The following is a 12,646-nucleotide window of genomic DNA, read 5'->3' as shown; positions in this document are numbered from 1 at the left end:
TCACTCCTTTCGTTTACGCAAATGCCTCGATGTGGTCGCGCCAGGCATATTCAACATCTTCGCTGTCAATGATGTCCAACTCCTGCGCCAGCGGCAGTTCCGGTTGCAGCCCCAGCATCTGGCGCAAGTTCGGATCGCCATTGGAACCGGCGAACTTGCGTTCGCAGGAAACCGTCACGCTGCCGGAGAAGATGAAAACGGAAATCTCGATGGTCAAAGAGGCCTTGCCCACGCATTTGCCAGACTGGAATTCGTAGCGAAGTTCCAGATAAAGCTCCAATGAGGCGGTAATCAGCCCCAAGACGTCCACGTGACCTGCGAGACGGAAATACCCTGTGAGCGAAGCTTCATCCTGTTCCATCCGGAAGTAGATGCCTGCCATGACCGACACGCCACCTGAAGCGACGCCGAGATCAATAGAGATCGACGCGCCAAACTCGAAGGACGCCTCCAATATCTGCACGCCGTTGGGATCAATGGTGATCCCGAAGAAACCACCGCCGCCGAACATATAGACCGTCAGCAGGAAGGGTTGTTCGCGCGTACAGAAATTGAACCGCACAGAAAGCGGCTGACCGATGAAGGGCACCGTGAACCCGGCCCCGAGGCTCAGGTTCTGGATATTCAGGATACCGCAGGTGATGCCCGGTAAAGCGATGGAGAAACCTGCATCAATTCCCTGCGGCGTGATGTCGAGGAAGGGTGGATCGCTGAAACCGTCGAGCGGGATAAGGTCGCGCAGCGTTTCGACAAAGCTCAGAACGCCAACGAACTTGATGTCCGTGAATTGTACATCCACATCCATCTTGGCCGCGCTGTCGATGCGGAATTCGATCTTTTCAAAAATCAGCTCGATGAAGCTCGCGGGCGCGATCAGAACCAGATCGAAGTGCTTCAACCCGCAGGTGACGGAAATTTTTGGCGAGGCACTGCCGTCTTTCTTGACCTTGGCCTCGACGGCAACGGAAAACCCCTTGGGATCATTGGCGCGGAAAATCGGGTCACTGGCCGGGAAACTGCCGATTTTCGGGTTCCAGTCAAAGCGAATGGTCAACTCGTCGCCGGTCAGCATTTCAACCAGTTCAAGCAGATCGGTGGCGACACCGAAAGCCTCCTGAACCAGTTGCAGCCCGTCCAGAATAGCCGTTTTCGGTGCCCCGTTCAGCAGTTGAATGTCTGCAAGGGCGGGTTTGAAATCTCCGATTGCGGTCTCAACCGCCCCAACTCGTGCGGCCAGTTCACCTGGGTCTTCAAAAAGCGTGCCCAAAACTTCCGGCTGGCCCACGATGGCATCCAGTGCATCGAACAGGTCTTTGCCCGTTGCAACCAAAGCAGGCAGTTTCTGAAGGTCCAGAAGGAAGGCATCAATGGTCTGCGCGGTAGATAGTAGTTGCTGGCGAAGCCCCGCTGGCAATGAAACCCCGCCGACCTGAGCATTTGCCGCATCCTGCAAGTCTTCGATTGCGCTGCGGGCCTGCGATACCGCGGTCAGGACATCTGTGAAATCCGGTGCCGGCTGCCCGGTCTGAAGGGTTGCGCCCAGCAACGCCCCGATTTCGGTCGCAACGGCCTCGACCTGCGTTTTTGCATCATCTATTGCCGTTTCGATGGCGGCCGCCTGCGCCGCGGCCAGTCCAAGCGTCTGCTGGATGTGATCTTCCAGTGTTGACAGGAATGTGGTCAGGGCGGCATTCGCGATGCTCGCGGGCTGCGACGCGATTTCCGTCGCCAGAGTGATCAGGCGCACCAGCGCATTTATGAAGCTCTCGATCTGTGTCGAGGCTTCGGTGCCGAATTTTGGCACCTGTTCCGGCGTGTCGGTCAGATCAGAGACCAGTTCGATGATCTTGTTGAGGGGTATGCAGCCAAAGATCAGAGGTAGTGGCAGATCGCTGATGGACTCCGGAAAGCCGCCCCCCGGCGGGACCATCCCGTCGGCCGCAAATTTCTGGACATCCCCCATGATGGGACCTGCCAGACGCGACAGGGCCTGCGGTTCCAGATTGGGCTGCACGAAACCACCCGACCGATCCGCTTGCGCAGAGAAATCCAGTTTGGCCATGTTGAAGGTTTTCTCAACCTTGGCAAAGACCTCGCCCTTCTGGTTAAACCCGTGTTCCAGGTAATGTGGATGATATGTCAGCCTGTTCGAGGCATTTGACCCGGTCAGATGCGACAAAGCGCCGATGCGGACGTCCATTCCCGTAATCACCGGCACAAATGGCGCACGTTCAAGCTCATTCGACGCATTGCGCAGATCGGAATTGAACTCCTCGGCAAAGCCGCCGAAATCCATCTCTTCGACCTCTACGGAGGTGTCCCCGGATTTCAGACTACTGGCCAGGGCGACGCGCTGGCGCTTGATCGAAACAGTCTTGCGATCGCCCTCCAAGCGAAAGACTTCGGTGGCGCGGTGCGCGTTGATTTCAGCGCTGTGGTAATCCGGGCCGCGTTTACCGTTTTCATCAAAATGGAACGGTGTGGCGAAGGTGTTGTCCATGAAAATCATCGGAATTTCAAAGGCTACGCGGCGACCGTCCAGATCGGTTCCGACACATTGGAACTTGTAGGGCTCCTCCAGAACGGACGGCCAGAAAAACTGCTGCAATTTCCCGTCTATGTCAGAGTCCTGTGGATCATCAAGATTGGGCGTTCGCTCTGTCAGCAACTCGACCTTTGCGAAGGGAAATTTCAACGGCAGGTTGGTCTTGCCATCGTTGCTCCGTAAATCCGCTTCTCCATAGTAGCGCACGCGTTCGCGTGGCACGATGAACATGCGCTGGCGCAGATAGGCCGTGTTCCCCGCGATCTGTTCGATCTGAGGCACATTTTCGTCGTTCCGCGCGCCGTTATGGAACTTTCGCTCGGTCACTTTCACCAATGAGACGTGAAAATTAAGCGGGCAAAGGCACCCGTTATAAACCACCTTCACATAGTGATCCCGGGCCATGCTGGCGCGATGCACCCATTCCTGAACGGAAAATCCACCGGGCGGATCCCAGGTGCCCCTGCTATCCAGCCAGCCGCCAAGCGCTGTCATCATCATCAGGTTGGTGTCGATCGGGTTTGGCGTTCCCAGCGAGAAATTCGACGATTCATGCGCGATCTGAATCCGGTCAAAATCGTCCATGGGCATGCGGAAGGGCGCGAGACTGGGTTCCAAATCCGGTATCTCGGTCGCGCTTGAGGTCATCGCCTCCTTGGAGGCTTCCCCCGTCTTGGCCCAGATTGCCCGCACCGTACGTGCCTTGTCTGCCGCCGGTGGTTCAATCGCCGTTCCGTCCTCGTCCGGTGCGACCAGACGCGAGTGCCAGAGTTCGGTGTGATTGGTGGCCGTCGATGTGACAGGCTGGGTGGCATGACGCCAGCGCGTGTCTTTGTGCGGCGACAGGATCAACCGCCAGGGAATTTCGATGGCCGTGGTCGTGGAATTGGGTTTGGCAGGTTTCGGCGGTATTTGCAGAATTCCAGGGATGCGAAACCCGGGTTTTAGGCGCGAGACGTCGGTAAACCCGGTGCCACCGCCAATCTGGCGCCTCATAAGGGTCGCATTACCGGGATCGGTGGCCGCGATACGCATGCTGGCGGCCGCAAAGTTGGACAAGGCGGCACGGCGAATTGGATTGAGAGACGCCACGACATTGGCCTGCAATAAGGCTTCCACAATCGGGAAACGGCGGCGTATCTGGCGGGCTCTGGCGTTTGCCGCCACCTTTGGTTCAAGCGACTGAACTGCCGTCAGGATACCATCGAGCGTATAGGGAATGACCGCGTCATCCGGAACCTTGAAGACCAGCCTGGATTCGTCGGCGATACGCGCATTTGCCGTGCGGCCAAAGGGGGGCGGTACGGTGGCACTTGGTGCCCCGGGCGCATCAATCTCGGGTTTCGGGTCCAGCGTGGGGTCGTCAATTGTTTCTTCCATGCCGGGCCGACTGGCCTCAAAAAAAGTTTCTTCGGTGATCGCCTGAGGTGGAAAATGCAGGATCAGTAGCGCAGCACCGCTGCCGGTTTTACGCAAAACCGGCGGACTGCCCGATTTGACGCGCAGATTGCGCATTTCAATTCTGAGAGCCAGAAGATCCGTAGGGCGAACGACAGGCGTTCCGCGGCGTCGTGTCTCAAAAAGATTGCCCACAAAATCGATCGGACGCGGCACAAAGACACCGCGATCTGGAAAATTCCGACCTATCGAGAGATCCCGGCCGACAGAAACACGCCGACGGGATCGTGGAAAACCCCCGACAGAGCCGCCACGAGTTGGGCGACGTACCATGATAAATTCCTAAGAAAAGCATTCCCTTAATACTTGAAAATCCGAGTCGCACCGACCCTCCAACGCTCTTGTCGGCGAAAAATGGCCGACGAATTGGCGAGCCAGGGCCAACTACGCCATCAACGCTAGCGCCAATTTCGGCCTCTCAGAAACACAGAATTTCATTATTATTCTGATAGTTATAGAGGTTTATTAATCTACTTCGCTTCCTCGCCAATCGGTCACCGATGCTAGATATGATGCGAGCCCAACGTGCACACGCTGTAGTGATTGGACTGCGCTTTCTGTCATTTTCGAACGGTCATTCTCGCGCGAAAAACGATACCGAACGCCATGTTGATTACGCGCCGGTTGTCATTGTGACGCCAAATTTCGAAACCGTGGCCGTAAAAAACACACAAATGGCGGCCTAGAAGAAACCGACTGCTCTGGCTCAGGACGATGCGCTCACCGCCACAAGGTGGTTGTCGAAAGCCAGGTTGTGCTGAGCAACTTTGGTAAACCCATGAGCCTCGACACGTTGCACCCCGCCCAAGCCATCCGTTGCCAGCCCGCCCCAACGTGCCGGAGCAACGCCGCAAACATCGCCACGCCAAAGATCCAGCGTCTCGCCGGTTCTGACGTTGATGCGTTGCATCAGCCCCCCGCGCGGAAAGGTCACGGCCATATGTTCCGTTCCCAGCACCGCGACACTGCCTGCATAACCGTCCAGCCCGCGCAGTGTCTGATCCGACATGGGGGCCAGTTGCAGCCCATCTTCTGGGGCGTAGACACCCGCTATTGACGGCGCAGCAAAAGGATCGCCCTGCCATTGAAAGGCACAAGCCACGCGACCATCAGGGAAAGCTGCGATGTGGCGCAGCGAGTTTTGATGCAATTCTGCGGGTAGCACGGCAGTGTCGCGCACGCGCCCCTCTACATCCATGAGGGTCAGGTTTGGCTGCATCGTATCGACGTTCAGTTTGTCGCGCCCGGATGCCGGATGGGTTCGGATACCGCCATTGGCAATCGCCAGAATGTCCGAATTGGGCAAGCGAATGATCTCATGCGGGCCGATACCGTTAGAGGACAGATCTCCAATGCGGCGATATCCGTCAGCGGCATCCCAGACACCAATCCGCCCTGCCCCTGTGTCTATGTCGTTTTCGGTGGTGAACAATGTCTTGCCGTCACGCGAAAACGCGCCGTGCCCGTAGAAATGCCGCCCCGCTGGGGCTTGAATCCTGTGTTGCGAAATTCCCGTTGCGCAGTCCAGCACGACCGCAAAAACCCCGGGTCTGCGTGCGAAGGCGACGGCGTGGGAGAGAGCGGGGTGGGCTGCGGCGGCGTGCCCACGATCCGGCAATGGCACCGAGAATGCCAGGCTCCCATCGGCGCGCAACCCGCACAAAATATAGGCCCCCTCTGGGGTGCGTGCAGCGCTCAGATGCGTGGGGGTGCCGACATCCGCCCAGAGAGGCCTGGACAAGGTCGCGGCAGCCAATGCCCCGCTGATCACTTTGCGTCGCGAGGGCATCTTAATCGCCATCAAGAGAGTTAAACCCCGCGCTGATGCCCAGCACACGCCCCACATCTTCGGCCATGACGACCTGCAAATCGCGTACCGCGCGTTGCAGGACCTCAATTTTCAAACGTTTCGCCGGGTCTGAAACGCCGGCGAACGCCGGGTCATCAAGCACTTCGGCGCGCTCAATCGCGGCATCGAAGGCCGTGTTAGCGCGCTCCAGAGGAACATCCGCAAAGGCATTTGTCATCGCCCTGAGGGACCTCAGATTGAGCAGGACATGCCGCGCACTCCGCTCCGACCGGCGCGCCTCCGCCCGGTTGGGCCGGGGCCGGTCAAAGGTTCCCAAAGGGCGCCCCAGACGTTGGTCGTGCAGAAACTCCAGCGCCGTTGAAATGGAGGTGTAAACCGCTCGTTCTGCATCCTCTGCACTCGGGAAAACGGCATTTCCAACTGCCCCGGCGGAGACCAACACCGCACCGTATTCGTCGCGCCACTCCGCTGAGACATCGGCGGCCGTCTGGGCAAGATGACGCGCGATGGCCCGTGTGAAACTACAGGCGTAGCCGGGATCACTTTGTGGTTCAGTCAGCAGCCGCTCCAATGCCGTAAACCCCTGGGCGGCAACAGATACTTGCGAGAATGCGGCCGCGTCAGTAACCGCCTCATCCCGGGCGGATGTCAGTCTCGCCATCGCCTTGCCCACCCGGTCCTTTGGATCAGGCCAAAAGGCGATGGACAGGGCTGCATCCTGCGCTTCAACGGGACCAAAGCGCACATGGTCAATGCGGAGCCATGTATCATAGGCATCGTGATAAGCTGGCAGGACCGAGCCTGGCAGGCAATCGTCGGTAGCAGCAGCCCTCAGGTGATCCGTCGCTTCTGCAAAAGCGGCGTATCGGGGCAGGATGTGATCGTCACGCAGGGCTTCGAGATCCGCCGAAGCAGGCATTCCGATCGCGCAAATAACGCAGGCAAGGGTCAAACAACGCATCACAGGCTCTCCAGAAATCGAACAAGCGCTGCACGGTCCGCTTTGGGCATCTCGATCACGCGGGTCTTGGCCGCTTCGGCCTCGCCCCCATGCCACAGGATCGCTTCGAGCAAACTGCGCGCGCGCCCGTCATGCAGAAAGTAGCTATGCCCGGAAACCTGCTGCGTCAAACCGATCCCCCAAAGCGGTGGGGTCCGCCATTCCTGTCCGGTCGCCCGTGCCTCTGGCCTGTTGTCCGCCAATCCGGGGCCCATGTCGTGCAGCAACATGTCGGTATAGGGCCAGATCAACTGAAAACTCTGTTCGGGCTGATCGTCGAGACGGTGTGTGACGTGTTTGGGTGTGTGACACGCAGTGCAGCCGGTCTCATAGAAAACCTGTTTGCCCCGCAGCACGTCCTTGTCGTCCACATCCCGCCGACCCGGCACCCCAAGGTTGGCGGAATAGAACGACACCAGTTCCAACCCGACATCGGAAATCTCTGCATTGTCATGATCCGGCGTATTCCCATCGGGTGCTGCGCGGCACAGCGCCTGCGCTTCGGTACAATCGCCATAGCCCTGCGGATGAAGCGATGATGAAATCCCGATGTCACCATGAAAGGCACCGGCCGATTGTTCCCACACGCTGGGCTGCCCGGCCTTCACACCAAAACGGCCCAGCATCGGTTGATCATACACCGTCGACCAAACGATATTGGGTCGCCCGGAGATTCCATCGCCATCGCGGTCATCCGGGTCCGCAAGGGCGAGGATATCCGAAGCAGGTATAGCATCCAGCAACCCCAGCCCGATCATCTGGGGTGCCACGCGTGCGCTTAACATCACCTGCGGATCAACAGGCCCGTAGCCCAGATCGGCCAACTCATAAGCCGGCGTTCTCAGTGATGCGAATTCGCCCTCTGACAACGCGATGGAGGCCTCGCTGTAGGACACGATTATGCGTGCTTCGGCAGGATGGCCCGCCACACCAAAATCCTGGACCTGCCCGCCATAGGTTGGATCAGGCCCTGTGGCGATATAAGCGTCAATTTCGGCAATCGCCCGGCTTTCATCCAGGACCGACAAGCGCACCAGCATCGACACCGCGGTGTCGTCTGGCCCTTCCGGCGGATGGCCACGCCCATCTTTCAGATGGCAACGCTGGCAGGAACGCGCGTTATAGAGCGGGCCCAACCCATCAGAGGCCAGTGTGGAAGACGGCGATGACACCCAGAGTTTCCGAAAAAGCCCGTTCCCGACCTTGAAATCCAGCTCTCGTTCAAACGAGATATTGCCGGAAGGCTGGCTGAAGGCATCGGCGGTCTTTGTCGGGCGCACGGTCGCCGCCCCACCCGAATTCGCTTCGAATTTTTCCGCCGTTGTAAAATCGTGCGTCGGTGCCACGATCGCAGCAATACGCGCACGCTCACTTTCAGTGCGCGGCACCACGGGCAAATGAAGGTCCTGAAGATCGGCGGCCTGCAGGGGGGATGTCAAAAAAACCGCGCTTATGAGGCACAGTTTACGCACGATCTGTTCATGGGTCATTGATCTCTCCGTAATACTTTATAAGTATACTCAGGAATTACGAATGGCGAGTCTGTCGCCGACCATTTTTATCGGGTGAACCGCGACATGGTGTCCCTCTCGAAACTCTCAGTTTCACCGCCACGCAGGCAACCTCGCAACGAGGCTGCGCCCGCAATTGATCCGGGCTTGCGAGAGCTTGTTACCCATCTACGCCTCGTCGCGCTTGAGTGCCGCACAGCGGCGCGTGCTGATCTCTTTGAAGCCTGCGCCCTTCTCAATCTGGACGGTGAAACGGCCAAACGTACCTTTGCGGAAACCCTGGTCAAATGCCTTGCAACAGCCGTCAGCAAACAGGTGATCTGGTATCGGCCTGGCGTGGCAGAATTGTCTTTTGACGAAGCGTGGATTCTGCGATGCGTCCAGGCGGTCCGGCAAGACGATCAAAGCTCGCTGCGATTTTTGCTGGGGTCTCGGGTCGCCCCCCCTGACCGGCGCTATATCGGGTTTCTGATCGCCCGTATTTCCGAGCAATTCTGTCTGGATTAGAATTGTTCTAAAAAAGACTTGGCAAGCGCTATTGAAACACTATGTTTCGGTGACAGCCAGCCAGCGAACCGCAAGCCAGCCGACAATTCATTCGATTGAGGGAGTTTGCAAATGACTCAGACCGCCGCCGCGCTTACCACCGATGCACGCACCCAGATTGCCGACGCGTTGAACCAATCTGTTGCTGAAACCGCCGTCGCGACAATGCTGGCACAGAATTTTCACTGGAACGTGAAAGGGATGGCATTCGGGCCGCTTCACGATCTGTTCCAGAAAATCTACGAAGACCATTTTATCGCCCAGGATGATCTGGCCGAACGGGTCAGAGCCATTGACGCGCATGCAGAAGGCACATTGGCCGGTATGTTGGCGCGTTCAAAAGTGACCGAACATGATGGTCATGCCAGCGATCAGGAAATGATCCGCCTGATGATGGAGGCCCAGGTGACCCTTGCGAGCACGCTTGCGGGTGCGGGGGAACTGGCAGCGTCACACGGTGACACGCTTACCGAGGATTTGTGCATCGCACGTGGCCAGACCCACGAAAAATTCGCCTGGTTTCTGCGATCACATCTGAGCTGAACCCTATATTAGCTTGAAAATCGCGGTCAGAGGATTTCCTCGAGCGCGATTTTCCGTTTGGAGAGCTTTTTGCGATAGGCTTCATGCCAATGCTGGAACTTTCCCAAACGGTGTTGCTGAGAGGTCAGCATCTTGACGAATGCCGCCCGGTGGCTGTCCTTTTTCAAGGATTTATACAGCGATTTCTGTGCCTTGGTCATCGAACAGCCAATGCAATGGCCTTGCCGTTTATATTTGCAGACATCAATACAGGGGCTTGGAGTTTTGGGCATGAAGTGAACCTTGCAATCGCACGATTGAACTGGGGACGGCTTCGTCGAACGTCAACACGCGCCGGACGCAAAAACGGCCCGGCGCGCGTCACCACCCCATCAGGCGGTGGGCACAGGTTGGCGATTGGGGAACATGCCGACCTGATACCGAAAGCCTTATTGGAAAACCGCGTTGGGATCGTCCAGGCTGTCGGAGCCTTCGAAGGCAATCTCATCAACGCCCAAAGCCGCGACGGCGCGTTCAATAGAGCGCGTCTGGTCGATCAACGCATCGACAGCCCCCATGATGAGCGCTTCGCCCTTTTCGTTGCCGCGCTCCAGCATCATGTCATAGGCGAAACCCGCCTCGGCAGCGGTTTTCATCTCTGACATCTCCAGCATCGTCGCATCGAGCTTGCCGCGCAATTCCGCGTCCACATCCCCATTTGCCTCGGCAACCAGCGATGACAGGGACGCGCCCGACACGACCGTTCCGTCGATAGAGGTGTAGCTGCCCAGGTAAACATTGCGAATGCCCAACGCATCATAGAAATGGCTGTTGTAGGTGTTATCGGAGAAACAATCATGTTCCTCTTCGGGATCGTTCAGCAAGACGCCCAGCTTCATGCGTTCACCGGCCTGCTCACCGTAGCTTAGCGAGCCCATACCCGTCAGGATCGCTGAAATCCCCGCCTTTTCATCGGCCACCAGTTCGGCACGGGCAGCACCATCGTCATGCCATTGGGCAACCATCCATTCCAGATCGGAAACCAGCAAATCCGTCGCCGCTTTCAGGTAGTCACCGCGACGGTCGCAATTGCCGCCCGTACAGCCCTCCCCCATCGCATAATCTGTCCAGGGACGCGCACCCGCACCAGCCTCATGACCGTTGAGATCCTGCCCCCACAGCAGGAACTCAATCGCGTGATAGCCGGTGGCGACGTTGCTTTCCACTTCATCCGCTTCGTGCAATTGCCCTTCCAGCAACGCGGGTGTGATCTCGGAGGCGTCGATGGTTTCACCCGACAATTTGAAGCTTGGGTTGGCGATGACATTCAGAACGGCATATTCGTTTTCGTCGGTCGCCCCGCCATAGGAAGGATCAACGTAGTCAATCAACCCTTCATCCAGAGGCCATGCGTTCACCTTCCCCTCCCAATCATCGACGATGGCATTGCCAAAGCGGTACACTTCCGTCTGCTGATAGGGCACACGCGCGTTGATCCAGGCCTGTTTGGCTGCGGCAAGTGCGTCTGCCGACGGGGTTTCAATCAGGGCATTGACCGCCTCCTGAAGCGCTTGCGCCGTGGTCAGGCTATCGGCGTATTTCGCTTGAGCGATATCGGCGTAGTTATCAAGAACAGCGGCCTTATCGGCCAAGGCGGGACTGGCCACCAGTGCTGCGGTTCCAAGAATGGCGGAAAGTTTCAATGTCATGAATTCATGTCCTCGTGGTCGTATTGGTTTTCGTTTCAGACGCTTAGCGCGCGTCATTATGGCGTCTTGCCTCACTTGGTGAGGATCAATTTTCCCGCGCGCGTGATCCGCAAAAAATAGGTTTGGTCATCCAGCACCAGCCTGGCCTGGGTGCCATCCCCGACCATCATGCGGGCGTCATACGCGGGGGGTTGTGGATCTTCCGGCGTGGACTCGAGCGGCTTGGGGGGCGTTTGCGTCAGGATGATCATCGGGATGCCTCCGGGGATGGCGGGTTCCGACCAGAGCCATTCCTGGCTCGGGCGACCTGAAGTCTGGTTGCGCCCCTCGAAACTGCAACTCTCCGGGGCTTGCTGGGAGCACATCGGGCGGGCTGTCAAACGCCCGCCCGATGTGAAATGGCTTTATTTCCAACCAACGTCGTTGAAGATTTTCTGTGCTTCAGCAACGTTTTTGGCGACTTTGGAAAGATCGACATCATCCGCTTTGAAAAGACCAAGCTTCGCCACAGATGGGCTTAGCGCCACACCGGCCACGGCAGGGAACTCGTCGTTGCCGGCGGAGAAATATTCCTGCGCCTGATCGCTTGCGAGGTATTCCATGAAGGCGATGGCGTTGTCCCGGTTTGGAGCATGTTTCGCAACACCGCCACCCGAAAGGTTCATATGCGCCCCTTCAGCTTCCTGAGAGGGGAACACCCATCCGATCATGTCGATTTCTGCGGACAGGTCGCTCACGTCTTTGCGCAACGCCCGCGCGAAGTAATAGGTGTTGGAGATCGACACATCACATTCGCCCGATACCAGGCCACGCAGTTGATCAGTGTCACCGCCCTGAGGATCGCGCGCGAAGTTGTCGACAACCCCCTGAGCCCAATTCTTGGCAGCCTCAGCACCGTGGTTTTCGATCACGGCGGCGAGCAATGTCTGCGAATAGACATTTGTTGAAGACCGGTGGCAAATCTGGCCCTTGTACTTGGGATCAGCAAGATCAACGTAAGTTAGCGGCGGCTCGGTCACATCATTCTTATCGTAAAAAATGATCCGCGCGCGCTGTGAAAACCCGAACCATTGGTTGTCATCGTCCTGTAGTTTGCTCGGCACGCGCGCTTCGAGAACCGCGCTGTCGATAGATTGCAGGACACCTGCATCCTTTGCCCGCTCCAGCCGGGAGGTATCCACGGTCAGCAGGATGTCTGCGGGGCTGTTGGGCCCTTCGGCTTCCATGCGGGCGATCAACTCGTCCGCCTTGCCTTCGATACGATTGATGGTGATGCCCGTGGCTTCGGTGAAATCCGAATAGAGCCGCTCGTCAGTGTCATAGTGACGTGAGGAGTAAAGGTTGAGCTCGCCTTCTGCGGATGCGGCGATCGGGCCCAAAGCCACGGTTGCCGTTGTCAGTGTAGCGGTCAGAATTTGAGTGGTACGCGACATGCATATCCCCTGTGGAATTGATTTACTAAATTACTCAGATACTTTTTCGAAACCGAAATCAAGCTATCTGAGTGTTTTTGTCGGAAAAAAATTAATTTCCTGATTAAAACAA

Annotated in this window: 10 protein-coding genes; 2 read left to right on the top strand and 8 right to left on the bottom strand. The window is 57.5% G+C overall.

Features of this window, described 5'->3' with window-relative positions:
• Positions 1 to 13 precede the first annotated feature (13 nt).
• From ACOTTU_RS05900 to ACOTTU_RS05885, 4 genes are all read right to left on the bottom strand, one after another.
• The gene (locus ACOTTU_RS05900) at positions 14 to 4,276 is read right to left on the bottom strand and encodes a hypothetical protein (protein ID WP_425656563.1); all 4,263 of its coding nucleotides are present in this window, start codon (positions 4,274 to 4,276) and stop codon (positions 14 to 16) included.
• A 433-nt stretch (positions 4,277 to 4,709) separates the two neighbouring features.
• A complete protein-coding gene (locus ACOTTU_RS05895; RefSeq protein ID WP_425656561.1) occupies positions 4,710 to 5,792 on the bottom strand; it encodes a DUF1513 domain-containing protein in 1,083 nt (360 codons plus the stop codon).
• Position 5,793: 1 nt separating this feature from the next.
• On the bottom strand, positions 5,794 to 6,732 hold the full coding sequence (locus ACOTTU_RS05890; RefSeq protein WP_425656559.1) for an imelysin family protein: 939 nt from the start codon (positions 6,730 to 6,732) through the stop codon (positions 5,794 to 5,796).
• Between the two features lie 41 nt (positions 6,733 to 6,773).
• Complete coding sequence (locus ACOTTU_RS05885) at positions 6,774 to 8,303, bottom strand: di-heme oxidoredictase family protein (RefSeq protein WP_425656557.1); 1,530 nt, start codon at positions 8,301 to 8,303, stop codon at positions 6,774 to 6,776.
• Between the two features lie 87 nt (positions 8,304 to 8,390).
• Here ACOTTU_RS05885 and ACOTTU_RS05880 point away from each other — a divergent pair, with 87 nt between their 5' ends.
• Together ACOTTU_RS05880 and ACOTTU_RS05875 are read left to right on the top strand one after the other, a co-directional pair.
• Positions 8,391 to 8,831: a hypothetical protein gene (locus tag ACOTTU_RS05880; RefSeq protein WP_425656555.1), complete on the top strand. Its 441-nt coding sequence runs from the start codon at positions 8,391 to 8,393 to the stop codon at positions 8,829 to 8,831.
• Positions 8,832 to 8,942: 111 nt separating this feature from the next.
• Complete coding sequence (locus tag ACOTTU_RS05875; protein WP_298916945.1) at positions 8,943 to 9,413, top strand: Dps family protein; 471 nt, start codon at positions 8,943 to 8,945, stop codon at positions 9,411 to 9,413.
• Between the two features lie 26 nt (positions 9,414 to 9,439).
• Here ACOTTU_RS05875 and ACOTTU_RS05870 read toward each other — a convergent pair whose 3' ends face one another.
• The 4 genes from ACOTTU_RS05870 to ACOTTU_RS05855 form a co-directional block, all read right to left on the bottom strand.
• Positions 9,440 to 9,685, bottom strand: a complete 246-nt coding sequence (locus ACOTTU_RS05870) for a DUF1289 domain-containing protein (RefSeq protein ID WP_425656553.1) — start codon at positions 9,683 to 9,685, stop codon at positions 9,440 to 9,442.
• A 156-nt stretch (positions 9,686 to 9,841) separates the two neighbouring features.
• A complete protein-coding gene (locus tag ACOTTU_RS05865; protein ID WP_425656552.1) occupies positions 9,842 to 11,101 on the bottom strand; it encodes an imelysin family protein in 1,260 nt (419 codons plus the stop codon).
• 71 nt (positions 11,102 to 11,172) lie between these two features.
• Positions 11,173 to 11,352 carry a hemin uptake protein HemP gene (gene hemP / locus ACOTTU_RS05860; RefSeq protein ID WP_298916936.1) on the bottom strand — a complete coding sequence of 60 codons (180 nt, stop codon included), beginning with the start codon at positions 11,350 to 11,352 and terminating at the stop codon, positions 11,173 to 11,175.
• Between the two features lie 153 nt (positions 11,353 to 11,505).
• Positions 11,506 to 12,534: an extracellular solute-binding protein gene (locus ACOTTU_RS05855; protein WP_425656550.1), complete on the bottom strand. Its 1,029-nt coding sequence runs from the start codon at positions 12,532 to 12,534 to the stop codon at positions 11,506 to 11,508.
• Between the last annotated feature and the right edge of the window lie 112 nt (positions 12,535 to 12,646).

Source organism: Roseobacter sp. EG26, from assembly GCF_049830555.1.
Lineage (GTDB): Bacteria > Pseudomonadota > Alphaproteobacteria > Rhodobacterales > Rhodobacteraceae > Roseobacter.
Note: the sequence above shows the minus strand (reverse complement) of the source record. Positions and strands in the feature narration are given on the sequence as shown.